The organism is Hydrococcus rivularis NIES-593, assembly GCF_001904635.1.
In the GTDB taxonomy this organism is placed as follows: Bacteria; Cyanobacteriota; Cyanobacteriia; order Cyanobacteriales; family Microcystaceae; genus Hydrococcus; species Hydrococcus rivularis.
In genome coordinates, this window is the sequence record NZ_MRCB01000005.1 from 169,668 (window position 1) to 193,058 (window position 23,391).

The window sequence follows — 23,391 nt, forward strand, 5'->3', positions numbered from 1 at the left end:
TAGCAATATTCAGCATTTTTAATGCTTCCCGTTCCCCTGCACTACTTGTTTGAGAGTCGTAAAGGTTTCTAAGCTAATCAGTCCCCGACGATGACCTTTCTGGTTGGATATTCCTAAAAATACGGATTCTCCCTGTTTGGGATTGCGCGAGAAGCGAGGCGATGAATTAATAAAAACTAGGGCGCTATCGATTTCCATCGCAAATTGGCGGCTCTCTTGATAAGATTCTGTCACCAGGCAATCGGCATGACCGCTGCTGTAGCGATTAATCCAGGCGATCGCTTCCGAAAGATCCCCAACGACTTTAAAAGCGACGATCTTATCGAGATAGGGTTTGCCCCATTCTATCTCGGTGGCTGGCGCTAAATAGTCGGAGAAGTCTGCTAATAATTCTCGATCGCCTCTCAACTCAAATCCCTTTTCTTGAAGGCTATTAAACAGACGCACTAACAACGAAGGATTGTGATTGGGACCGAGCAAAACTTTCTCGATCGCGTTGACCGGATCGGGTTCGCTCTCATGGCTGTCGATAACAATCCAGCGCACGAGATCGAGATCGCCACTAAGCGACCAATAGAGATAGCAATTTCCCATGGCTGATTTGAGAACGGGGGCAGTTGCCAGTTGCGTCACTTGTTCGACTAAACTGGGACGACCGTAGGGAATCACCAAGTTAATATACTGGTCTTGGGTTACTAGCTCTTGAATCGAAGTTCCCGAATCCGAGGGAATTGCTTCTATACATCCCGCCGGCAATCCAGCGTCTTCTAGGGCATTTTGTAGCGCTTTGGCAATAACCGCGTTAGCATAGCTCGAAGCGCTACATCCGCGCAGGATAAGGCTATTCCCCGTTTTCAGACACAACCCGGCAGCGATCGCGCCTAATTCGGGAAACGCTTCGTGAATCAAAGCGATCGTGCCTAGGGGCATGCGCTGACAGTAGGTTTGGAAAGGAGTCAGTTGATAGGAGGCAACGATTACCTGTTGCAGGGGATCGGGTAACTCTGCCAACCGTTGCAAAATCTCAACCGTTGTTTGCAACCGTTTTGGCGTAAGCTTTAACCACTCTAAGATCATTTCCGGGACTGCCATTTCTCGGCTCATTTCCAGATCGAGGGTGTTAGCTTCCAGAATATCGTTAAAGGCATCCTGAAGCCCTCGAACCATCGCTCTAACCCCCCGATTGCGCTCCAAGCCACTGCTTTTTCCCAATTCGACAAAAGCGTTCTGGGCGCGCTTGGCTTGGGCAAGCAGAGGGGTGGAGGAGCTTTCTTGCGTCATATTTTGACCTTTAATGCCGATTGGCTAGCCATGACATCAGTACTACTATACTAAAAATCAATCCTACTACGATCGCTGCCCAAATCATACCGATACTCGGCAGCGATCGCAATGCCAGGGCAAGCACGATGACGATCGTCGCCAGGAGCATGACCAACATAAAAGGCAGCCCACTGTCTCCGAAGCCAGCAGCAATCCAACGATATCCCGTCCAGCGCCAAGCGCGTTTGCCGGGATAGTTAGAAGATAATTGTTCTATTATCTGATTTTTTTCATCAACGACAAAAATTTGCTGGCAGCGATCGCAGCCAAATGCGTCTGTCAGCAGAATCGGTAACAGACGACCGCGCCGCCGACAGGGACAAGGATACTCTTTACTTAAATCTATTTTCAGAGACTTCTGAGGTCGCACAAGCGTTAACGATCGTTAGAGCATTGGCACTATATAGTATAGTCTCAGCACTCGAATCAAGATATCAAGCGAATTTAATGTCTCATTAACGAAACGAGTCAGACTATCAATTTTAGCACCTTTCTCTGGCTGGGCTTTAACTGGTTATACTTTATTTTATCTTAAAAGCGGGTAACGCGATTCGAACGCGCGACGTTCACCTTGGCAAGGTGACGCTCTACCACTGAGCTATACCCGCATAATCTTAGCACCTTTTCTAGTATCTCAGAAGGATTTTCATCTGTCAAGGGCTTAGCCCAATCCAAGAAATTAAAGTTACCATTTGACATGGAGATCGGGTTGTAATTACTCTCCCTATTGTGTCTGAAGCTTTGCGCGTTCCCGTCAATCAACTACTGGCAGCTTTGCCAGACTCAGAGTATCAGCGTCTCGTTCCTCACCTAGAGCCTGTCTCGCTTTTCCTCGGACAGGCACTCTACGAGCCTGGCGAACCGATTAGGGAGGTTTATTTTCCCGCTCGCGCCATGATTTCTCTCGTTTCTGCGCTCGCAGACAACTCAACAACTGAAATCGGCTTGGTGGGCAATGAAGGCATCGTGGGACTCCCCGCATTTTTGGGAGGCGATTTTACCGTCAACCGCGCTATCGTGCAGATTGCCGGAAATGCCATGAAGCTGGATGCTAGCGTGCTTAAAAGAGAGTTTGACAGAGGGGGAGAACTACAAAAACGGTTGCTACTCTATACCCAAGTGCTATTGACTCAAATCTCCCAAATTTCTGCGTGCAAATCCCGTCATCGACTAGAGCAGCAGTTAGCTCGCTGGCTGCTGTTAGTTCGAGACTGCGTAGGGCAAGACGAGTTCCGGCTGACTCAGCAATTCATCGCTGAGATGCTGGGAGTGCGCCGCGCTAGCGTCACCCAATTGGCTGGCACCTTTCAGAGAGCAGGACTCATCCGCTATAGTCGCGGTCAGATTGCTATCCTCAATCAATCGGAGTTAGAAGCAACTGCCTGCGAGTGTTATCGCCTCGTGCGCAGCGAGTCGATCCGCTTGCTAGGCACAAGGCCAAGCAGTTGAATCTTAAAACCAAACCCTTTACCCGTCTATGTACGGTAGCGTACTGAAAATCCCCCAGATAGAGGTATGATTAATTTTCTCATTTGCAGGAGATTTCTATTATCGGTGCCCGAAGACAACTCTGTTCCTATTAACCAACTGCTAACCGCTTTACCGAGATCGGAATACCAGCGTCTTGCTCCCCACCTACAGTTTGTATCGCTTTCTGCCGGACAAGTTCTCTACGAACCTGGAGAAACGATTAGGGAGGTTTATTTTCCCAATCGAGCCATGATTTCTCTCGTCTCGATTATGGAGGACGGCTCGACAACCGAAGTTGGCTTGGTGGGCAATGAAGGCATGGTAGGACTCCCCGTCTTTTTAGGAGGAGAGTTCACGACTAACTGCGCGATCGTGCAAATTCCAGACGGAGCAATGAAGCTAGATGCCAACGTGCTTAAGGAGGAGTTTCATCGAGGAGGAGAACTCCAACGACGGCTGCTACTATATACCCAAGCGCTATTGACTCAGGTGTCGCAAAGTGCTGCCTGCAACCGTCAGCATACTATAGAGGAGCGGCTTGCTCGCTGGCTACTATCAGTTCAAGATTGTATCCAGAAACATGAGTTCCCGCTGACTCAGGAATTTATCGCCAATATGCTGGGGATCCGTCGTTCTGGCGTTACGGTGGCAGCGGCTACCCTTCAAAGAGCGGGAATGATTCGCTATAGCCGCGGAAAGATTACCATCATGGATCGGGAGAATTTGGAAGCCGCTGCATGTGAATGTTATCGCCTCGTACAAAGCGAACTGATGCGCTTACTTGACTCTCGACGAGGTTAAATGTTTAATCAATTGTAAAGATGAGGAATTTGTGTACGCTAACGTACAGATAAAACTCCTAAATCTATATAGCATCTAAAAAGATAGTTGAAAAAAGCTTTTAAGAACAAAAATTTAAGAATTCATAACCAGGAAGCAAAGCTTCTTTTCTAGTATTTAGAAATTGTCAATCGCGAGATGACAGCTTTAAATCCATTATTGCAAAAGTTGCTAGGCTTCCTGAGCTAGATGCGGTAAATCTAAATAGAATTGTTCTCAGTCGGAGCTAGCGATCGTGATTCAAATACATGAGCACCCCGAGCAATCTATAGCAACTCCGAGCGATTTCCAGCTTCTATGCTTCTATATCAATGCTACCAGTCGAATTCAGAGAATACGAATTACCAATATTCCTAATTGTCACTATTGCCATTGGGAAAAAGTCGTTTTTCCAGGTCAGAAATTACTGTTTGAGACAGTAGCAGATACCAAATTAGAAATTCACACCAGCCAGAATGACGTCACCGTTATTAGTGATGTCATTCCTTGCCAGCAGTTGCGCGTTACTGAAGAAAAACTTAATGTCACAAAATAAGAGAGAAGTTGAAGTCAATGTCTTACCAAATTGTCAACTTAACTTTGCTATTTGTCATTAAAGAAATTGAAGATATTTTGGTGTATTATCCTGAATATCCTTATCAAGTAGCCTTCTCTATTCCTTATTGGCGGCAAAGGCTAATTGCTTATGTCCTCAATCATGTTCGCAATCGACATATAGTGATTGAGAATACTAAAAAGCTTTCCGAAGACCCAAATTTGACATCCTTTCCTTCGGACGAGCGGTTACGCATAGAAAATTGGATTCGTTCGGGGATAATTCTTCTCCTCCAAGATAATCCAGACTGGGCTAATTATCGAATCCCTCAAAAGGAAAAAGTAATTTATAATCTCGATATTACTCCTTTAATTAGGAACAATCAAAGCAATTAGTCTTGCAGTTTAAGCGACTAAAACAATCAAAATCGTGCATTTTTTGACTTGAAATTTTCTTTAAATGCTTCAGGTAGGAACTTTGATTAGGGTTATTTATCCTGAATACGCAGTAGGTATTTATGGGGAGCTTCAAGCCGAGGAGAAATCGGGTCGCTGGATAGTTAAGTTACTGAAAAATCCTCTTGAAGATGAAGATGATAATGAGCCTTTGTTGTTATCTTTAGAAGAATCAGATTTTGAAGTCGCATCAACCGCCGAGGAATAAATTCCTTTTGGGATAACCTGTAAGATCTCAGTTGAAGCCTCATTTTTCCTTGACCTCTTCAAGAGATTCCGGCGCGATCGCATTACTTTCAGAGGAGACAGGTAAAGCTGAGGTAATTTCCCCATTCAACTCGCCACGGCTGTTGTAGGCAGGGGAGGGAATTTGACGGTTGACTTGTCGCATCAAATTTGCCATTTCCAGCGCGTCTAGCGCATAATTCCAGCCGTGATTGCTTTTGATTCCTGCCCTTTCTAAAGCTTGCTGCATCGTATCTGCTGTCAGAATGCCAAAAATGACTGGTACTCCGGTTTGAAAGCTAGCCGCTGCCACTCCCTTAGCTGCTTCAGCAGAAACATAATCGAAATGGGGAGTTTGTCCGCGAATCACTGCCCCCAGACAAATTACTGCGTCGTAAGCATGAGAAGCTGCCACTTTTCGCGCTAGCATAGGAATTTCAAAACTCCCCGGCACCCAAAAATAGTCTACTTGCGTTCCGTTGGGATCGACATCGACTCCGTGACGTTTAAGACAATCTTGGCATCCAGACAAGAGTTTGCCCGTCACCAAGTCATTGAATCGACCAATGACGATCGCAAAACGCAAAGAAGACGGATCTTGAGTAAAAGTGCCCTCGAAAACAGCCATATTTAATAATTAGTTATCAGCAATTAGAGTTGGGAGTTGGGAGTTCGGAGTTAAAGAAGAATAACTCCGAACTGCTATATTCTAACTTTGAATTTTCCCTGGTCTGTGTTGGCTAAGCTATTTTCTCTTAGATAACGAAAAAGTTTAAAACAGCGACTAGGATAACGAGAGCAACCCAAATTGCAGAACCAACAAAGAGTAAAGGTTTGGATTGATCCCAGTTTTGGGGGGAAGCATAAGCCACCGGAACCCCAATCACCATGACAAAAGAGAATGCAACTAAAGCAAGCAGCGCGAGTTGAAAAATGAAAGTCATTTTATAGTTCTCCTAGAGTTCTCCTATTACAGAAAGTGAGCCTTTGATAATTCTCACCTTTAGGTGGACGATCTTAAAATACTCCTGAATAGTACGCTACCAAAAATTGACCCATCTGTCTCACTGGATTTATCAGACGCGGTAGAGTAGGAAATGGGAGAAGAAGACTGGGGGACTTTTGAGACGAGGAGACAAGGGGACAAGGAAGAGTGGAAAGATGGGGAGACAATTAACGACTAACCACTGTACGGGCGGTTTTTTCTACTAAATGTAGGTAAATATCTAGGGTTTTTAGATAAACCCGCCCCTACTAACCGATCCCCAATCCAAAATCTGCGGAACGGCGACCAAAATCTAAAATCCTTTCATCACATGACCAATGACCAATGACAAAGGACAATTGACCAATTCAAAATCTAAAATCGAACGATGGATTTAATTTTGTGTCATCAGACGGCTGATTTTGACGTGCTGGGGGCAGCAGTGGGGCTGTCGCGGCTGAAAATTGGCAGCAGGATTGTTTTGACCGGGGGAGCGCATCCAGCCGTGCGAGACTTTTTGGCGCTGCATCGAGACGAATTGTCGCTCATCGAAATGCGCAGCGTCAATCCGAAAAAAATTCGCTCTTTGGCAGTGGTAGATAACCAACAGCGCGATCGCTTGGGAAAAGCGGCTGAATGGTTCGATCTCCCACAAGTGAAAGCGATCGCGATTTACGACCATCATCTCGATAGTAGCTCGGATATTCCGGCGACAGAGAAGCAAATTGAAGCAGTAGGTGCAACCACCACCCTCATTGTCGAACGATTGCAGCAGGCGAAGATTCGATTGAACCCCGTAGAAGCGACTGTCATGGCGCTAGGAATTCACGTGGATACGGGTTCGCTGACATTTCCCCAAAGTACGGCTCGCGATGCTCGCGCTTTGGCGTGGCTGATGGAGATGGGGGCAAATGTCAAAACGATCGCGGAATATGCCGATCCGGGTTTTCCGCCTCATTTACAGCAATTACTGACAGAAGCGATCGAAAAGCTACAAACGACCGTCGTCCGAGGTTACGCGATTGCTTCGGTTCTCCTGACCACCGAGACTTTCGTGCCGGGATTGTCCAATCTGGCAGAACGATTGATCGAGTTAACCGAAAGCGATGCCTTGCTGTTTGCCCATCAGTACAGCAGGGGTAGAGGAGACAATACCTATAAAGAAGTCAGGTTAACGATTATCGGGCGATCGCGCATTGAGGGGACCAATCTTCATCAGTTATTCGAGCCATTGGGCGGCGGCGGACACGCGCAAGCAGCCTCTGTGATTCTGCGAGGAGTCGATCCAGAAGCGACGTTACGAGAATTAGTCGAGCGACTCAAAGAACAAATTCCTCACCCGCCAACGGCAAGGGATTTGATGTCTTCTCCCGTGCGTACCATTCGTCCCGATACCACCATCGAACAGGCGCAGCGAATTTTATTCCGTTACGGTCATTCTGGCTTATCGGTGGTGGACGAGAGCGATCGCTTGGTGGGGGTAATTTCTCGACGGGATATCGATTTAGCCTTGCATCACGGTTTTAGTCATGCACCCGTCAAAGGCTACATGACCCGAAATTTGCGGACAATTAAACCAGATACGCCCCTGCCAGATATTGAATCGATCATGGTCACTTATGATGTCGGACGCTTGCCCGTAGTAGAGTCCGGTCAATTAATCGGCATTGTCACGCGCACAGATGTTCTGCGACAAATTCATAACGATCGCACTCACAAGCGAGACGAACAAGGGAGAAAAGAGCCGCTGGTTTCTTGTCTGCTGCCTTCACTCCAAAATCGCCTGCGCCCGTCGCTTTGGCAATTTCTCACTAAAGCGGCACAAGAGGCACAACAGCGCGGTTGGCATCTCTACCTAGTCGGGGGAGCAGTTCGAGATTTACTGTTGGCAGAAAACCACGAATCTCTACTTTTGCAAGATATTGATTTGGTAGTAGACGGGTTTCATCGCTCCGCCGATGTCGGTGCGGGGGTAGAATTAGCCGCTAGGCTGCGAGAAATTTATCCGCAGGCGCGTTTATCGGTTCATGGCGAGTTTCAAACGGCAGCCCTCTTATGGCACAAAGACCCCGAATTCGGCTCTCTGTGGGTCGATATCGCCACGGCGCGGACAGAATTCTATCCCTATCCTGCCGCTAACCCAGAAGTTGAGGCGAGTTCGATTCGCCAAGACTTATACCGACGGGATTTTACTATCAATGCCCTAGCCGTGCGGTTGACTTCTCCAAAAGAAGGGGAATTATTAGATTTCTTTGGCGGAATGCTCGACTTGCGATCGCGTCAAATTCGAGTGCTACATGCCAATAGTTTTATCGAAGATCCGACCAGAATTTATCGAGCAGTACGCTTTGCCGTCAGGCTAGGATTTGAAATCGAGCCTCAAACCGAAGAATACATCCGCTATGCGATCGAAAGTGGCGTTTACGATCGCCTAAAACTAGAAAATCATCCCGCACCCGCGCTCACGACTCGACTAAAAGCAGAATTACATTATATTCTCGAAGCCGATTATTGGAAGCCTGCCCTGCGATTGCTTGCCGATTTGGGAGCGTTGCGCTGTTTGCATCCTACTTTAGTGTTGGATAAAAAATTATGGTGGCAAATTCGCTGCGTCTCTCGTTGGTTGAGGTGGCTCGATCCAGAAAATCTTTTGCATCACTGGTTAATTAGATTAGAAGTTTTGTTGAGCGCTATAGAATCGTCAGAAGGCGTTAAAATTGCTACCAATCTTCAGTTACCGAAAGATAGCCTCGAACGACTAGAGCAATTAAAAACCATCGAACGAGAAGTCAATAGCGCTTTGCCAAAGTGCGATCGCCCTAGCGAAGTCGTCAACTTATTGCGTCAATATAAATTGGCGAGTTTAATTCTAGTCGCCATTAGAAGTTCAATAAACATCCGTCGTACAATTTGGCACTATCTCGCTCGATGGTCGCAAGTTCGCTCGCCATTGGATGGAAACGATCTTAAAGCAATGGGTTATAAACCCGGTCCCCAGTACAGAGAAATTTTAGACGAGTTGTTAGCAGCAACTCTCGATGGAAAGATCGGTACCCGCGAGGAAGCAGAAAGGTTTTTGCAAGATCTAAAAGCCAGGAATCGATTGTGTTGCTAGCTACAGTTCTCTAGCAGATTTATAGGGGAAGATTAAAGTTTAGCTTTTGAACGATAGCGGCTAGCTAGGCAAATCGATGAAACCCCGAATCATTGTCTGCGGCTTAGGTCGTACTGGGTATAAGATTTTTTGCTTGCTCAAACAACAGGGCGCAGCGGTTTTTGGCATAAGCGATCGCCCCATTCCTGGCGAAGGGAGCGAAAATATCGTTGTTGGAGATTTGCGTTCTCCTGCTACCCTCGTAGCTGCTGGAATTAAAGACGCTTATACTCTCGTGCTTGCCAGCGATAACGATGCAATTAATTTAGGAGTTTTAACCCAAGCGCGATTGCTCAATCCTCGCATTCGCATCATTAACCGCCTGTTCAATCAAACCTTGGGAGAACGCTTAGATCGCGTTTTGCCCGATCATGTCAGTATGAGCGTTTCCGCACTGGCAGCACCAATATTTTCTTTTGCGGCATTGGGGAATAAAGCGATCGGACAATTAGAACTCTACAATTGTACCTGGCCAATACAAGAAATTCTCATTGGCGAGAATCATCCGTGGCAAGGATTGAAGTTGAGCGACCTTTGGGACGATCCCTCGCGAATGCTGATTTACTACTTACCCAAAGACGGAGAAATCGATTTGATTTCGGCAGTCGTGGGAGGGAAAACCTTGCAGACAGGAGATCATTTAATTATCGGGACTAAACCGACGATTCGCGTCAAACGCCGTTCTTTTTGGCAAAAATTTGTCAAAGCGATCGCTAATCTGCGTCAATATCAGCGCTACGTTCGTCCTGTCACGCTTGTCAGTCTGTCGCTGCTAGCAATGATTTTTGTGGCAACTCTGACCTATGTTTGCGTCAATTACAATACTTCTATTGTAGATGCACTCTATTTCTCCGTCGGCATGATTACGGGGGCTGGCGGAGAGGAAGACGTGGTTGAAAAAGCTCCTGCTAGCATCAAAATCTTTACTGTCATTATGATGATTGTCGGCGCGGGAGTCATTGGAATTTGTTACGCTCTGCTCAACGATTTTATTCTGGGCAGCCGCCTCAAACAATTTTGGGACGCGGCACGAGTTCCTACCCGCAACCATTATATTATCTGTGGCTTAGGGGGGATTGGCACGCAAATTGCGCGTCAATTGCACGCTCAAGGACACGAAGTTGTCGTCATTGAATCGGATGATAATAACCGCTTTTTACATACTGCTCGCTCTCTTGGCATTCCGATTATTCTAGAAGATGCCCGCATGAGCGCGACGCTCAAAGCAGCCAATAGCGATCGCGCAGAAGCTCTTATCGTCGTCACTAGCAACGACATGGTAAACGTAGAGATCGCCTTAACTGCTAAAGCTGTTTCTCCAAAATTATCGGTTGTCGTTCGCTCTCAAGATCCTCAATTCGCTCAGTCGGTGCAAGAAATTTTTGAGTTTGATAGCGTGTTGTGTCCGACTGAGTTGGCAACTCCTTCTTTTGCCGCTGCTGCCTTAGGAGGCAAAATTTTAGGCAATGGCATGACTGACGATCTATTATGGATAGCGCTAGCGACTCTTATTACTCCCAACCATCCCTTCTGTGGCAAAGCTGTAAAAGAATCTGCCGTGAAGGCTAATTTTGTTCCCCTTTATATCGAACGAAAAAACTATACAATTCATAGTTGGGAGCTTTTGGAAACTCGTCTGGCACCAGAAGACGTACTTTATCTAACCATGCCAGCAACCGCACTAGAACAGTTGTGGCGTACTAACGATTCGGAAATGATGGTAGGTTAATAGAATTCGGAATTCTGAATTAGGAATTCGGAATTGATTATGACTAATAATTCTGTTATTACTTCGAGCAAATTTCTCCATAACCAAGTTGCTTCCCTACTGCTATACCAATCGGTTTTACAAGATGAAGTGGGAAGGTCTTTTATCGATCTCCTACAAACGCTAGATCGCAGTAAAAGCGATCCGAAAACGCAACCATTTACTCCGATTAATTGTTTGCAAGCTTATGGAAATTGGTTTAAGAGTTTAGCTGCTCTAAATCAAAGCTGGTGCGATTATTTAATAACACAAATTTTACACGATGATAATCCTTTTAGCAGACAAGTTCAAACCGTTCCCTTAGAAAAATTACCGCGATCGCTAATTGCTGCGGCAAAACACGATCTAAAAATCTTACAGAATCTCTATCGTTGTAGTCCGCAACAGATTAGCCAATGGGTACAAACAGCGACGCAAGTATCGGTAACTCCTGTTGCTTGGAATTCAGAACCTATCTCGAAATCTTTTATCCTTTGGCACGAGAATTGGGAAGATGCTTTAGAAGAATTAGCTATTTATTATCAAAAAAATGGGACGGGAATTTTTGCTAAATATAAAGCTTTACGCTGGCAAGAGGGAAAATTACTGGGAATTGCTCATCCCGATCCAATTGAGTTAAGAGAAATCGTTGGCTACGAGTCTCAAAAAGAAGCCTTACTCAAAAATACTAAATTTCTTTTAACTGGATGGATATCCTGCCCTTCATGTTCTACTTTATGGCAGTCGCGGTTCGGGAAAATCCTCTTTAGTTAAAGGATTATTAAATCAATATAGCTCCCAGGGATTGAGATTAATTGAAGTTAGTAAATCTGAATTAAAAGACCTTCCAATTATTTTAGAAAAATTGCGAGATTTACCTCAGAAATTTATTATTTTTGTGGACGATTTATCTTTTGAAGAAGATGATGATGCTTTTAAATCACTCAAGGTTGTTTTAGAAGGTAGTTTGACCGCTAAAGCACAAAATGTCTTGGTTTATGCGACTTCCAATCGACGGCATTTAGTGAGAGAATTTTTTAGCGATCGCCCTCGTCCGAACGATGGAGATGAAGTGCATTCTTGGGATACACTACAAGAAAAATTATCCTTTAGCGATCGCTTTGGTTTGACGCTTACTTTTGAACCCGTCAATCAAGATACTTATCTAGCAATCGTTCGTTATTTAGCACAATTAGCTAACATTCCTCTCGATAATAATGAATTAGAATTTCGTGCCAAACAATGGGCAACTCGTCATAACGGACGTTCGGGAAGAACTGCCAGACAATTTATCGATTTTTTGAGAGGAGAATTAGCGATTAACAGTAAACAGTAATTGGTTAGTGGTTAATGGATAGTGGTTAGGTGTTAATGGGTAGTCTAACTACTAATATCGAATCCAATTATACGATCGTAATTAAAGAAGTGCAACCATCGCGATCGCAAGCGAGACGCATGCGCTTACGCGCACGCTACGATGAGCGCACTACATATTATGTCTAAGACATAGACACACTGAAAAATCCCGTAACCGGATGCCATTTGAACGATTGTTATTTATGGTGGAATTCTCAATTTCCAGATTTTGTCATCGCGATCGCTCCTCTTTATAGAAAACTTTTGCTATTTTAAGAGAAGGCAACCCAACCTCAAAATCTTAGATTTTTGTAAAAAATAAAATTCTTTGTTAGATTTTTGCATAACCCTTGTATTGGTAAGGCAGGATAAGTAATTGAGATGCCGTCAACCAAGCTAGCGAATCGGATTTTGCTCTGTTTAGTGGCTTTTGGCGCAGGTTGTGGTATTGGATTCATCGCCGACAGAGATATAAAAAAAGCACTGACAACGGGTGCGATCGCAACAACTGCTAGTTTTATCGGAGCATCAGTTGTAGATAGAAAAAACCTCAGACAAGAGCGAGTAGTCAGAAACGCTTTAAAAAATAAAGCTCAAGCTCTCAGAGACGAGATCGATCGCCTTGAAAATTATGAAAATCAACTGCGTCAATCTTTAATGACGACAACAAACGTCAGACAAGAAATCGAATTGAGCCTTGGAAATTTAAATGCAGAAAGAAATTATCTAATCAACCAAATTAACGAACTACACGAACGAAGAGAAGAAATCCAACAAGAATTACCGCGACTTTGCGAACAAAAGCAGGAGTTAGAAAAAGCTTGTGAAGCTTTGCAAGTAGAATTGCAGCAAATGAGCTATTTTAAAAAAGAACTCGACCAAATCATTGCAGATCGACAAGAACAAATCGATCGAGATGAATCTTGCTTAACCTTATTAAGAGAAGAATACCAGCAACTGCAAGACTATATTTCAGAAATATATGCCCAAAAAGAGCAACTCGATCGCGACTTATACGAATTAGAAAGCCAGAAACAACAATTACTAGATTCGGTTAACGATCTGCAATTACATATCTGTCAGCTTGAGGAGCAAAAACAATCCTTAACAGAAATAGAACCAGCAGAAAAAACACAAGAGGCTTTATTGACGACTCAGACTGATGGGGATAGAAACATCTCAGAAGCATCAGCCCCACAATGGGAAGAATGGGACGAACTTTTAGATAGTATTTAACCGAAACTTGATTCGCTCTCTACTTCCGACTTCCGACTTCATTAGATTTTTGAAGCATCAACGCCTAGAACTAAAGTTCTAGGCGTTGATGCCAACTCGATTAAAATCGACTGAAATTCCTATCGGGTCTTGTTTAGAAGACTTTTTCGATCGGACGGGAAATGAATGACAACAGCAGTTGTTGAGAATGGTGCCAGATCTCAGATACAACGGATGGATGATTCGAACTCGTGCTAGGTTTAGGATCGTCTAGATTTTGAATTCCGAAAAAATAGCAGATACCCTAGTATTATGAGCAAGCCCCTGACTCTATCCAAAGGATTGGTTTAAACATCAAATGACGCTTACACAGCTTTGGGGTTCTCTACTAATTTTTATAGTCTGTCCTCTGCTAGGAGGACTTCCTCTAATTGACTGGATTACCTATGGACTGACGGGACGAAAGCTAGCGAGATTGGGAACGGGAAATATCTCCGTCTCGGCAGCTTTTTATCACGGCGGTATCCTTGTAGGAATATTAGCCGTTTTGTCAGAAGCAGCGAAAGGAATTGTGGCTGTTTTCTTAGCCCGTGGGTTCTTTCCCTCCCAACCAGTATGGGAGTTAATCACCTTAATTGCCCTAGTTGCCGGACGTTATTGGATGGGCAAAGGTGCCGGAACGACGAATGTATTCTGGGGAATTGTCGCTCACGATTGGAAAGCTGCCCTTTTGACCATTCTCATTGGAGGAGTTAGTTTTACGATCTTTCGGGAGCGCAAATCCGGACGTTTGGTAGGACTGTTGGTGCTAGCTCTAATTTTAGCTTTGCGACACCCTAATAGTGGCGAATACATTGCTGTTGCGATCGCGCTGGCTGGGTTGCTTGCCTGGATCTATCAAAAAATCCCCGACGATCTCGATCTTCCCTCGCGATCGGCAAAAATAGGAGCGCGAAAAATGTTTCGTTTTTTCCAAGGCGATCGCGCCATCCTCTCTTTAGATGATAAGCTTGATGCTCGGAAAGTCGGACAAAAAGCTGCGACTCTCTCGCGCCTAAAACGATTGGGTTACGACGTTCCCGATGGCTGGGTTCTTCCCCCAGGCGACGATCCGCAACCGTTACTTGCCTTTCTCGAACCCTCGGTTGAAAATCCCTTGGTCGTTCGTTCTTCAGCCATTGGCGAAGACTCGGAAACCGCCTCAGCAGCAGGACAGTATATTACCATTTTGAACGTTACTAGCCGCGAAGCCCTACAGGCTGCCATTCTCGACTGTCAAACCTCCTACAGCCTTCCCTCTGCCGTCAGGTATCGTCAGGACAGAAATCAAACTAATGCTGCGATGGCGGTATTGATTCAAAAACAGGTTCGAGGTGTTTTTTCTGGCGTTGCTTTTAGCCGCGATCCCATCAATCCCTTGAATACAGCCGTTGTCATCGAAGCCTTGCCAGGAGACGCAGCGCGAGTGGTATCGGGGAAAGTTACTCCCGAAAGATATTATATAGAAGTAGGAGCAAACGGCAGTTCGCCCAGACAGAATTCAGAAAATGGGGACGTTCCGCGAGAATTACTGCAATTAGTTGCCCAAATAACGCGGGAAATAGAAGATCTGTATCACGGCATTCCTCAAGATATCGAATGGACTTTTGACGGACAACAGTTGTGGTTGCTGCAAGCGCGATCGATTACTAATCTGCATCCGATTTGGACGCGCAAGATTGCGGCTGAAGTCATTCCAGGGGTCATTCGTCCGCTAACGTGGTCACTCAATCGTCCCCTTACCTGTGGCGTGTGGGGCGAGATTTTTACGCTAGTTTTGGGAAAACGGGCGAAGGGCTTGGATTTTAACGAAACGGCAACCCTCCATTACCAACGCGCCTATTTTAACGCGACGCTGTTGGGCAAGATTTTTCGCCGCATGGGACTCCCCTCAGAAAGTTTAGAGTTTCTCACCAGAGGCGCAAAATTTAGCAAGCCTCCTTTGCAGTCTACCTTGCGCAACCTTCCGGGATTGCTGAGGTTATTGGAAAGAGAGTGGAATTTAGAGCGAGACTTTGAGCGAGACAAAAAGCGATACTTTACGCCAACTTTTAATTTGATCCAAGCTATCCCTCTATCAAACTCGTCTCCTTCGGAGTTATGGGAAAGGATAGATACGATTTTATCCGTGCTGAAACAGGCAACTTACTACAGCATTCTTACCCCTCTAAGTCTTGCCCTGCGACAAGCAATCCTTAAAGTATCCCCCGAACAACTTGATAACAGCCAAACGCCAGAAGTTGCCTCCTCGCGATCGCTTGCCGATCTTGCTGTTTATGCTCGCAACTTGCTACCTATCGAACAATTGAGCGGTTATAGCTGTCCCTCCCTATTCGCATATTTGGCAGAAACCCCCGACGGACAAAACATTTTAGAACAGTTTAAACAATGGCTGGAACGCTATGGCTACCTGAGCGAAGTGGCAACCGATATCGCAGTTCCTCGCTGGATAGAAGATCCTCGCCCGATGAGAGCGCTATTTACCCGCTTTCTCTTTCATCCGCCGCAACCGAAAGAGAACGCAGTGCCAACGCAGGCATGGAAAGTACGACTCGTACAAAAGCGCCTCAATCTCAAGGGACAAGCGACTGAAATCTACTCGCAACTGCTTGCCCATCTTCGATGGACTTTTGTCGCTCTAGAGAAACTCTGGCTTAAAGACGGCACGCTTTCGGCTCAAGGAGATATCTTTTTTCTGGAATTTGATGAAATTCACTGCTTGATTGAAAATTCCGATCCCGAACTGAAAGAACGGTTGCCTCAACTCATCCAACAACGACGAACTCAATATAAGAAGAATCAAGCGATTACTCACGTTCCCTTCGTTGTCTACGGCAGTCCGAAAACCTCTTTTCTGTCTGCTGCGCCTCTGCCTGCCAAAGGACGATTGCAGGGGATTGCTGCCAGTCCTGGCATAGCAGAAGGGCAAGTCAAAATTCTCACAACGCTTCAACAGATGGGCGAAATCGACCCACAAACCATTCTCGTCGTTCCCTATACCGATTCCGGTTGGACAGCTATCCTCGCTCGTGCTGGCGGCATTATTGCTGAAGTTGGCGGTGCTTTATCCCATGGCGCGATCGTTGCTCGCGAGTACGGGATTCCCGCCGTCATGGATATTCATAATGCAACTCACCTGTTGCGAGATGGTCAGCGAGTGCGAGTTGACGGTCAAATGGGGGTGGTGGAAATATTGGAAGATTAAAGTTCTGAATATGATTATTTTAATTACAGGGTTGTTAAAGTAGTCTTGGCAACGCGATCGCGCATCAGCTTCTGGACGCTTAATATGGCTGGATTTAGCTCGTAAGATCGAGAAGGTTCGCGATCTCCATTAACCGCAGATCCTTGTTCAAATTGCTGTTAATGTAATCGATAACCAGGCGTAACTTGTGTCGAGCTAGTCCATCTGAATAGTCGTGGAGTTGCACTTGAGCGTAATCGATAGTTAAGATATCTTTCCCTGGCATATTGCGATCGTTCTCGACACACTCTAGACATTGTATCTGCCTATTGCGAGATGGTCGGCGAGTGCAAATTGACGATCGAATAGGCATCATTAAGATTTTGGAAAACTAAAATCTAAGTTGGCTTTCGTGAATATAACCCCCACCACAAACATCAGTTTCATACCAACCGTTTATGTATCTGGAAACATTGATATATTGTTGAGCTTTTAGCGAACATACAATATTTCTATTGGGAGTAGCTCTTACATTTGAAGGTCAGGGCTATTTCATTCCAAAAAGTAACAAAATATGTTGACTAACGAAGCGATCTCCAATCGTACTTTTGCTAGTTTAGATGATTTGGAAGAAGTGACGGAGAGGGCGATGTCGTACCTTGCTTGGTCAAAGAGAGCGAGTTCGAGGGTTAACCTGTTATCATTTGTGGTTGGAGGCAGTCAGTTAATTATGGGTAATCAACCGGATTTGATATTTTGGCATGAAAACTCAATTCACGTCCAAGTTAACATCAGGTATTAATTTTCAAGTTTCTGATGTTGAGAGGAATCAAAGAAAATTATCTGTTATTAAATATGAAACAGCACTGAGAAACCTACTGAAAACCAAACCTAAAGCTTTCTCGCGAGTCAAGAAAAATTTATTGGCAAAGATATATACTCATCCATTTATAGGTGCGGTTCATTTAGCTTTTGCCCATCACTATCCTTTAATTATCTCTCCAGATGTTGTTTGGCTTTGTTTAACTCAAGGACTGGCTTTACATATTAATCGCCATCCTGAAAAATTTCGTCATCATTTTGTCAATCATTTCGGCAAAAAAACTATTACCATCATCCGAAATGATTTTTTGAAAAACTCATCGGAAAATTATTGGTATGAACTTTTACATCAATTTTCCGAAAAAAATTGCTGAATATATTGGGGAGAAACGAGATTTAATTGTCTGTGATTTTTCTACTACTGGTATGTTAGAAAAAACAGTTTCCGAGATGGTCTTGATGGATGTAGTCAAACACTATTTTGAGTATGAAGTATATACTATGTGCGGTATTCCTGAAATTACTTTATTAGGAACGGTAGAAGATTGGCAGTCAATCCGTCAGCGAGTAGAAAATTTCGATCGTTTTGGGTTAGAAAAATGGGTTGATGTGTTGATTCCTGTGTTGGATGAATTTATTGCTACTGCTAGCGGGAAAATCGCTCGACAATTTTGGCGTTCTTTCTACAAATTTGATGATATTTCTGAAGGAGTTTCAATTACAGGTTGGATTAACGTCTTTTTTCCTTATCTCAGAGATATACAAGGAAATTACACTGAAATAAATCCTTATGTAGATGCAGCAATTAAAAATTGGGACAGTCCATATTTAGCCGCATCAACCATGGATTGTTTTCCGGTTGGTTTATCACAAGTTCCTTTTGTTTGGAAATACTATCAAGAAATATTTAATATGAATTTTATTGGAGGTTTTGTTGGCGTTTCTCAAGATCGAAATAATTTGGCTCTACAAGCAGAAATTGGTTGGGCTATAACTTAATCTGACTAAAACGTTCAATTTTATTGGATTTAGAAATTTTTTAGGACAACTACTTATTTATTTTGTGCTTGGGCACTCCGATAGGCATTAACTCGTCCTTTCCACTGCTGCCAGTAAAAGTCAATCTCTGCTTTCTCGAACCAAAATACTTCGGCAGGCATATTAGGAATGGCTACAACTAGCAAAGCGCGATCTAGCTCGATACCAAAATTTTCATAGGAAGAATTAACCGCTCCTAAATACGCAATTAATTGAAGGGGAAAGTCAAATAAACGTTCGAGCGAACCTTTAGGCTTATCGGCTGTCTTCCACTCGCAGACGCAGGGAACGCCTTTATAGCTGGCAACGCAGTCCACGATTCCAGCATAGCTTAAATCGTAGTGGACGATAGGACTTTCAATTAGCTTAACGAGATCGATATTTTCTAAAACTGGTTTAATACTCTCCCAATAAGGAAGACTAGTATCAGAACAAGGCAAGTCTTCACCTTGCAAGTAACTTTTAATATATTGATGAGTTTTAGTGCCGCGACGACTGGTTGTTGTGGAAACTCGCTTAGCTTCCTCCGTACCGAGACGCTGCCGCCAGTTAAACAACCTGTCTCGCTCCGCTTGAGGTTTGGTAGCATTAAGAATGGTGCTGACGCTAGGGAAACGAATTCCCCTAGCATCAACATAATATTTACTGCCATTTTGTCGCAAAGATTTGACTTGAAGGGGAGGTAATAACATTTACTGCCATTTTGTCGCAAAGATTTGACTTGAAGGGGAGGTAATAACAGAGTCTTAGGCGGCATTTTCAACTATATAAGGCTCATACAAAGAGGCGAACTATCTCTTAAGCGGAGTTACCGAACCAATAGCAGAAAATGCACCCTGACCAAATAATTCGTAATTCGTAATTACGAATTATCAATTACGAACTCGCCCGCACGTAGCTCCCGCTCCGAGGACGGTCTCAGCGAAGCGACTTGACCTGTTAAAATTGCCGTCAATTATAAACTTGGCGTTATACCTACTTCAGCTTGAGACGAAACTCGCTTAACTTCAGTGTAGCCCATATTAGACGCTATCTCGCGCAGGACAGAAATTTGTTCTTCAAATTCAAGTTTTTTAATTTGAGATAGAACATTACTGATGGCTTCTGTTGCTTTATAATCGTCGGGAAGATCGACAACAGTGTCTCCCATCGCTTGCGCCCAGGCGTACCATACCAATAATTGGTTGTTAGGCGTTAAACCCCCATAAGCCCGCGAGTACTCTGTATCTTTACAGTTAACAATATCTCGCATTATTTCAAGTTGTTCGTCCTCAGATAGGTTAAAAATGACTTCTATTACAGAGGAAGTTAGGTTTAAATCGGCAGCATTCGGAGCGGCTGGGGTAATTGAATCTCCCATGTTTTCATAAATAAAATAAAGCAAAGCTAATTTTTCATCAGTGCTTAATTGTGTATACTGTTGGAAAATTTTTTGAGTATTTTCTGAGAGGATATTAGAGCCTTCTTTTCCTAAAGTCATGATTTAAATTTCTTCTTAAATTCCACTATAAATTTAGTCATTGCGATCGCGAAACGTCGCCTAACGCAAGACAGAGTTTATTTATAACTTTAAGAAGACAAAATTTAGAGCGCCAAGAAAAAGACATTTCTCCCAATTTTATAGTACGATTGTATCGATACTTCAGCGTAAATTTTAAACTTGAGGATTAAAAATAATGGCTAGACGGAAGACTATTACCCATTTTGTAGCGGTTAGCGATATTAACCAGCCTGCCGACGAGCAAGAAGGGATTCTCATTGAGGTAGAAGGGAAAGAAGGAGATACCCTACAAAATCGAACGCAAGCTTTAGAGATTCTCCAGCAAATGTGGGAAAGAGGGGAAATCGAAGCGGACAAATTCCCCGATGGCATGACTGCCGAACATTTGTTTTACGTTCCCCCAGAAAGTTCTCGCCTGCAAAAGTCGCAAGTTCCTCAAAAAACCGATATCCTCGCTCCCGTAATTCAAGGAGCACAAGAAATCGTCCAACTGACTAAACTGCAACTAGAAGTTCAAGAGGCAGCTGAGGAAGCTTTTACCTATGTTCCCATCATTCAATCCGTTCTAGAGAAAACGCGACCTCTCACTGCCGAAGAGAAGGAGTTAGTCAAAGATAAAATAATTTTTATTGCTGGAAATGACGAGAAGCAGCGATTTAACATCCAGCGACTACTAGATAATAGATCTAGTTATCAATAGACCTAAAGCAAGCTTTTCTTATGAGTAAGGCTATCTTGCGCGTCAAATCCTTTCTAAAAAGCGTTTTAGATAGATTTTTTAGTCAGTTAGCCAAGAGAGCTATTGTTACAATCCTTTGTTTTGTAGCGTTGGCGATCGCAACGATCTCTTTACCCGCAGAGGCGATACAGTCTAGACGCGAGCCTTCTCTGTGGCAAGTCTATCAGCAGTCGCTCAAGAGCGCCAAATATGTCGATCTCACCCATGCGATCGCGCCTTCAATTCCCGTCTGGGAAGGGTTTGGACCGTCCAAGTTCGAGCCGACAGTCAACCCCAAGACTGGCAAACCCTACACCTACGAAACCGATGGCTTCGAGGCAACCCACTACGACTTAGCTACGGATCAGCTCGGTACTCAGTTAGATCCACCCGCCCATTGGGATCCTTACTATCCAACCATCGACGAACTCCCAGCCACTTATGCCATTCGTCCGCTCGTCGTCATTCCCATCCAAGACAAAGTTGCCAAAGACCCCAATTATCACCTTGCCGTTGAGGATATTCTCGCTTGGGAGAAAAAGCACGGTAAGATTCCCGAAGGCTCGGTTGTCTTCGTGCGCTCTGATTGGTCTAAGGAATGGCCTAACCCCAATCTGGCTAAAAGACGCAAATTTCCTGGCGTAGGGCTCGAAGCGCTCAAATTTCTACACCTAGAGCGCAAAATCTTACTGCACGGGCACGAGCCGCTCGATACCGACAGTACGCCTACTCTCGAAGGAGAAGCTTGGCTCTTACACAATGGCTATACCCAGGCAGAAGGAGTGGCAAATTTAGATCGGGTGCCTGAAACGGGGGCTTTGGTAGCCATCGGATATTCCAAGTTCAAAGGCGGTTTGGGAGGATATGCACGCTATATTGCTATTTGCCCGTCAGACTGGAAGTATGGGGTATCGGTGGGACAGACTCCAGAAGCTCCCTTGCCCAAGTCAGAGAAGCCAATTCATTGGGACAAGGCTCTCGGCGTGCGCGTTAGGTGAGACTCCTGTTTCTCCATTGCTGATTTGAACCGTCCCGCCGCCATGAAGACTTGAGGCAGAGAAATCCCATCCGGGAGATTGGCTACAGTAACTACGCCGCCCATCATAGCAGGAACAATACCTCCCATAAACAAATCCGCACCCGTTAGATATAGTCCCGCTACGGGAGTTTTCGGATGAGTCCAAGCAGCATTTTCCTTCTCAAAGCGTTCGGGAGCAATAGGCAGTCCATAAATTCCCCCGCGATCGTGTCCTGTAAAATGCTCGTTAGTTAGCGGCGTTGAAAGTTCTTGGTACTCAATAATTTTTGCCAATCCGGGATAATGGCGATCTACCAAGTCGATTAACGCTTGGCTCAACCGCTGTTTGAGTGCCCTATACTCCTCATCTCGTCTCAACCAAGATTGCTCCCGCCAGCGAGCAAATGTTTCATAATCTGCCCAAGCAATAATTTCTGCGGTATGAGCCTTCGCCTGGGGATCTTTGAGCGACGGAAACGACAGATATACTCCCATCGGTTTTCCATCTTCAATCCATTTACCCCGGCGATTATAAATACTATCGTGGTCAAAACTCTCGTAAATCCAGTGATTCTCCCCTTGAAATCCTAGTTTGCACGGATCTTCGGAAAATCCTAAATACAGGGTAACATTCGTCACTGGGGAATGCTGCTCTACAAAGCGTCGTAGCGACTCGCGGAAAGAAATAGGATAATCGCTGGGAATCAGTTTGAGATAAGTAGCCGTCGCTCCTACATTACTGACAATGACGGGGGCATAATATTCCTCAAAAGTCTCTTCCTTGGCATTGACTTTGCGAACCCTGACTCCCACTGCTTTGCTATTTTCTATTAAAATCTCGGTGGCTTCACGGTTTAAGAGAAACTTACCCCCGCTCGCTTCTACAGTCTCTCGAACGCTGGCTGCAATATTACCCGCACCGCCAACGGGATAGTATGCCCCCTCTAAATAATGTTGCGCGATCGCCGAGTGAACGGCAAAAGGACTCTTGCTTGGTGGAAGTCCGTAAGTTCCCCATTGAGACACTAATAAGGCTTTCAGTTTGGGATTTTGAAAATGTCTGTCTAAATATTCCTGAGTCGTTAGGTTGAGTCTGGGAGGATTGAATAGGTTGACAACGGCACCCAGCAACTTCAACCAGCCGCCAGATTTGCTCGTTGCCTGCATCCCAAGAGCGCTCGCTGCTTTAGCCGTATCGCGGAAATATTGGCGAATCGCTTTTTCTTCTTTGGGGAATTGCTCGATTAAATCCCGAATATAGCGTTCTTTATTGCTGTATAGATTAAAGGTGAAGTCGGGATAGACGAACTTCTCAAACAAGTCGGGCATTTTTTGCCAGCCAACTCGTCCTTGAGTCACTAGATCGAATAAGCGGCGCATTTGAGAACCTTCTCCCATTTCTCCGACATAGTGAATGCCGACATCCCAATGGAACTTTTGTCGCTTGAAGGAATGGGTATATCCGCCTGCTTTGAAATGGCGTTCTAGGACTAAGATTCTTTTTCCTCGCATCTGTGCCATCAAACTCGCGGCGGTTAGAGCGCCCATCCCCGAACCGATTAGGATTATGTCGTAGTGTGAGGTATTCATATTATTTCTTCCTGAATTGTTGATGGTGAAGCGATCGCATCGCAAAAGTTCAATAAAAACCTAGATAAATGAGTTCTTCATGGATGTTTACGCTGTCAACATTTAATCTAGCGCCAATATGTGGCGTTTTGGTAGCAACCGTACAGAAACTTACGCTAAGGCTGTAATTATTACTG

General features: G+C 44.6%; 21 protein-coding genes, 1 tRNA gene and 1 pseudogene. 14 read left to right on the top strand and 9 right to left on the bottom strand.

Going from position 1 to position 23,391, the window contains the following annotated elements:
- Positions 1-18 precede the first annotated feature (18 nt).
- From NIES593_RS06755 to NIES593_RS06765, 3 genes are all read right to left on the bottom strand, one after another.
- Complete coding sequence (locus NIES593_RS06755; RefSeq protein ID WP_073598847.1) at positions 19-1,281, bottom strand: glutamate-5-semialdehyde dehydrogenase; 1,263 nt, start codon at positions 1,279-1,281, stop codon at positions 19-21.
- Positions 1,282-1,291: 10 nt separating this feature from the next.
- Positions 1,292-1,693, bottom strand: a complete 402-nt coding sequence (locus NIES593_RS06760) for a hypothetical protein (RefSeq protein WP_073598848.1) — start codon at positions 1,691-1,693, stop codon at positions 1,292-1,294.
- Positions 1,694-1,859: 166 nt separating this feature from the next.
- Positions 1,860-1,931, bottom strand: a tRNA-Gly gene (locus NIES593_RS06765).
- A 121-nt stretch (positions 1,932-2,052) separates the two neighbouring features.
- Here NIES593_RS06765 and NIES593_RS06770 point away from each other — a divergent pair.
- The 5 genes from NIES593_RS06770 (at position 2,053) to NIES593_RS06790 (ending at position 4,831) form a co-directional block, all read left to right on the top strand.
- Positions 2,053-2,772 carry a Crp/Fnr family transcriptional regulator gene (locus tag NIES593_RS06770; RefSeq protein ID WP_073598849.1) on the top strand — a complete coding sequence of 240 codons (720 nt, stop codon included), beginning with the start codon at positions 2,053-2,055 and terminating at the stop codon, positions 2,770-2,772.
- Positions 2,773-2,877: 105 nt separating this feature from the next.
- Positions 2,878-3,594, top strand: a complete 717-nt coding sequence (locus tag NIES593_RS06775) for a Crp/Fnr family transcriptional regulator (RefSeq protein ID WP_217651839.1) — start codon at positions 2,878-2,880, stop codon at positions 3,592-3,594.
- 274 nt (positions 3,595-3,868) lie between these two features.
- Positions 3,869-4,168 (top strand): DUF1830 domain-containing protein, encoded by a 300-nt coding sequence (locus NIES593_RS06780; protein WP_245817336.1) that lies wholly within the window; start codon positions 3,869-3,871, stop codon positions 4,166-4,168.
- Positions 4,169-4,185: 17 nt separating this feature from the next.
- Entirely contained in the window at positions 4,186-4,563 is a 378-nt protein-coding gene (locus tag NIES593_RS06785; RefSeq protein WP_073598851.1) for a hypothetical protein, read from the top strand.
- A gap of 64 nt (positions 4,564-4,627) precedes the next feature.
- A complete protein-coding gene (locus NIES593_RS06790) occupies positions 4,628-4,831 on the top strand; it encodes a hypothetical protein (RefSeq protein WP_073598852.1) in 204 nt (67 codons plus the stop codon).
- A gap of 39 nt (positions 4,832-4,870) precedes the next feature.
- Here the strand turns inward: NIES593_RS06790 and ribH are convergent, their stop codons facing one another.
- Complete coding sequence (gene ribH, locus NIES593_RS06795; RefSeq protein WP_073598853.1) at positions 4,871-5,476, bottom strand: 6,7-dimethyl-8-ribityllumazine synthase; 606 nt, start codon at positions 5,474-5,476, stop codon at positions 4,871-4,873.
- Between the two features lie 127 nt (positions 5,477-5,603).
- Complete coding sequence (psbZ, locus tag NIES593_RS06800) at positions 5,604-5,792, bottom strand: photosystem II reaction center protein PsbZ (RefSeq protein WP_073598854.1); 189 nt, start codon at positions 5,790-5,792, stop codon at positions 5,604-5,606.
- A gap of 429 nt (positions 5,793-6,221) precedes the next feature.
- Between psbZ and NIES593_RS06805 the strand changes: the two genes are divergently transcribed.
- The 5 genes and pseudogenes from NIES593_RS06805 to NIES593_RS06825 all read left to right on the top strand — a co-directional run bounded on the left by NIES593_RS06805 (position 6,222) and on the right by NIES593_RS06825 (position 16,549).
- A complete protein-coding gene (locus NIES593_RS06805) occupies positions 6,222-8,948 on the top strand; it encodes a CBS domain-containing protein (protein ID WP_073598855.1) in 2,727 nt (908 codons plus the stop codon).
- Between the two features lie 76 nt (positions 8,949-9,024).
- Positions 9,025-10,716, top strand: coding sequence for a potassium channel family protein (locus tag NIES593_RS06810; protein ID WP_073598856.1), 1,692 nt, complete (start codon positions 9,025-9,027; stop codon positions 10,714-10,716).
- Between the two features lie 39 nt (positions 10,717-10,755).
- Positions 10,756-12,070: pseudogene (locus NIES593_RS25455) on the top strand (ATP-binding protein).
- A gap of 401 nt (positions 12,071-12,471) precedes the next feature.
- A complete protein-coding gene (locus NIES593_RS06820) occupies positions 12,472-13,326 on the top strand; it encodes a hypothetical protein (RefSeq protein WP_073598857.1) in 855 nt (284 codons plus the stop codon).
- Between the two features lie 337 nt (positions 13,327-13,663).
- Positions 13,664-16,549, top strand: a complete 2,886-nt coding sequence (locus NIES593_RS06825; protein WP_073598858.1) for a glycerol-3-phosphate acyltransferase — start codon at positions 13,664-13,666, stop codon at positions 16,547-16,549.
- 94 nt (positions 16,550-16,643) lie between these two features.
- Here NIES593_RS06825 and NIES593_RS23450 read toward each other — a convergent pair whose 3' ends face one another.
- The gene (locus NIES593_RS23450; RefSeq protein WP_139253643.1) at positions 16,644-16,904 is read right to left on the bottom strand and encodes a hypothetical protein; all 261 of its coding nucleotides are present in this window, start codon (positions 16,902-16,904) and stop codon (positions 16,644-16,646) included.
- A gap of 385 nt (positions 16,905-17,289) precedes the next feature.
- On the opposite strand from NIES593_RS23450, the gene NIES593_RS23190 reads away from it, so the two are divergent.
- Both NIES593_RS23190 and NIES593_RS23195 read left to right on the top strand, forming a co-directional pair.
- Positions 17,290-17,724 (top strand): DUF4419 domain-containing protein, encoded by a 435-nt coding sequence (locus NIES593_RS23190; protein ID WP_083602361.1) that lies wholly within the window; start codon positions 17,290-17,292, stop codon positions 17,722-17,724.
- Positions 17,687-18,349, top strand: coding sequence for a DUF4419 domain-containing protein (locus NIES593_RS23195; RefSeq protein WP_083602362.1), 663 nt, complete (start codon positions 17,687-17,689; stop codon positions 18,347-18,349). Before NIES593_RS23190 ends, NIES593_RS23195 begins: the two co-directional genes overlap by 38 nt.
- Positions 18,350-18,402: 53 nt before the next feature.
- Here NIES593_RS23195 and NIES593_RS06835 read toward each other — a convergent pair whose 3' ends face one another.
- Both NIES593_RS06835 and NIES593_RS06840 read right to left on the bottom strand, forming a co-directional pair.
- Positions 18,403-19,080 (bottom strand): exonuclease, encoded by a 678-nt coding sequence (locus tag NIES593_RS06835; RefSeq protein ID WP_073598859.1) that lies wholly within the window; start codon positions 19,078-19,080, stop codon positions 18,403-18,405.
- Positions 19,081-19,343: 263 nt separating this feature from the next.
- A complete protein-coding gene (locus tag NIES593_RS06840) occupies positions 19,344-19,868 on the bottom strand; it encodes an orange carotenoid protein N-terminal domain-containing protein (RefSeq protein ID WP_073598860.1) in 525 nt (174 codons plus the stop codon).
- A gap of 196 nt (positions 19,869-20,064) precedes the next feature.
- Here NIES593_RS06840 and NIES593_RS06845 point away from each other — a divergent pair, with 196 nt between their 5' ends.
- Complete coding sequence (locus NIES593_RS06845) at positions 20,065-20,589, top strand: hypothetical protein (protein ID WP_073598861.1); 525 nt, start codon at positions 20,065-20,067, stop codon at positions 20,587-20,589.
- A gap of 20 nt (positions 20,590-20,609) precedes the next feature.
- A complete protein-coding gene (locus tag NIES593_RS06850) occupies positions 20,610-21,605 on the top strand; it encodes a cyclase family protein (protein WP_073598862.1) in 996 nt (331 codons plus the stop codon).
- Here the strand turns inward: NIES593_RS06850 and NIES593_RS06855 are convergent.
- The gene (locus tag NIES593_RS06855) at positions 21,569-23,215 is read right to left on the bottom strand and encodes a phytoene desaturase family protein (RefSeq protein ID WP_073598863.1); all 1,647 of its coding nucleotides are present in this window, start codon (positions 23,213-23,215) and stop codon (positions 21,569-21,571) included. The genes NIES593_RS06850 and NIES593_RS06855 overlap by 37 nt on opposite strands.
- Positions 23,216-23,391: the final 176 nt, after the last annotated feature.

What these genes read in the sequence shown, in the direction of transcription:
- NIES593_RS06820 (WP_073598857.1), top strand. Translation starts at nt 12,472, where the DNA reads ATGCCGTCAACCAAGCTAGCGAATCGGATTTTGCTCTGTTTAGTGGCT.
- NIES593_RS06785 (WP_073598851.1), top strand. Translation starts at nt 4,186, where the DNA reads ATGTCTTACCAAATTGTCAACTTAACTTTGCTATTTGTCATTAAAGAA.
- NIES593_RS06840 (WP_073598860.1), bottom strand. Translation starts at nt 19,868, where the DNA reads ATGACTTTAGGAAAAGAAGGCTCTAATATCCTCTCAGAAAATACTCAA.
- NIES593_RS06835 (WP_073598859.1), bottom strand. Translation starts at nt 19,080, where the DNA reads ATGTTATTACCTCCCCTTCAAGTCAAATCTTTGCGACAAAATGGCAGT.
- NIES593_RS06805 (WP_073598855.1), top strand. Translation starts at nt 6,222, where the DNA reads ATGGATTTAATTTTGTGTCATCAGACGGCTGATTTTGACGTGCTGGGG.
- NIES593_RS06825 (WP_073598858.1), top strand. Translation starts at nt 13,664, where the DNA reads ATGACGCTTACACAGCTTTGGGGTTCTCTACTAATTTTTATAGTCTGT.
- NIES593_RS23450 (WP_139253643.1), bottom strand. Translation starts at nt 16,904, where the DNA reads ATGATGCCTATTCGATCGTCAATTTGCACTCGCCGACCATCTCGCAAT.
- NIES593_RS06855 (WP_073598863.1), bottom strand. Translation starts at nt 23,215, where the DNA reads ATGAATACCTCACACTACGACATAATCCTAATCGGTTCGGGGATGGGC.
- psbZ (WP_073598854.1), bottom strand. Translation starts at nt 5,792, where the DNA reads ATGACTTTCATTTTTCAACTCGCGCTGCTTGCTTTAGTTGCATTCTCT.
- ribH (WP_073598853.1), bottom strand. Translation starts at nt 5,476, where the DNA reads ATGGCTGTTTTCGAGGGCACTTTTACTCAAGATCCGTCTTCTTTGCGT.
- NIES593_RS23190 (WP_083602361.1), top strand. Translation starts at nt 17,290, where the DNA reads ATGAAAACTCAATTCACGTCCAAGTTAACATCAGGTATTAATTTTCAA.
- NIES593_RS23195 (WP_083602362.1), top strand. Translation starts at nt 17,687, where the DNA reads ATGAACTTTTACATCAATTTTCCGAAAAAAATTGCTGAATATATTGGG.
- NIES593_RS06810 (WP_073598856.1), top strand. Translation starts at nt 9,025, where the DNA reads ATGAAACCCCGAATCATTGTCTGCGGCTTAGGTCGTACTGGGTATAAG.
- NIES593_RS06845 (WP_073598861.1), top strand. Translation starts at nt 20,065, where the DNA reads ATGGCTAGACGGAAGACTATTACCCATTTTGTAGCGGTTAGCGATATT.
- NIES593_RS06755 (WP_073598847.1), bottom strand. Translation starts at nt 1,281, where the DNA reads ATGACGCAAGAAAGCTCCTCCACCCCTCTGCTTGCCCAAGCCAAGCGC.
- NIES593_RS06790 (WP_073598852.1), top strand. Translation starts at nt 4,628, where the DNA reads ATGCTTCAGGTAGGAACTTTGATTAGGGTTATTTATCCTGAATACGCA.
- NIES593_RS06850 (WP_073598862.1), top strand. Translation starts at nt 20,610, where the DNA reads ATGAGTAAGGCTATCTTGCGCGTCAAATCCTTTCTAAAAAGCGTTTTA.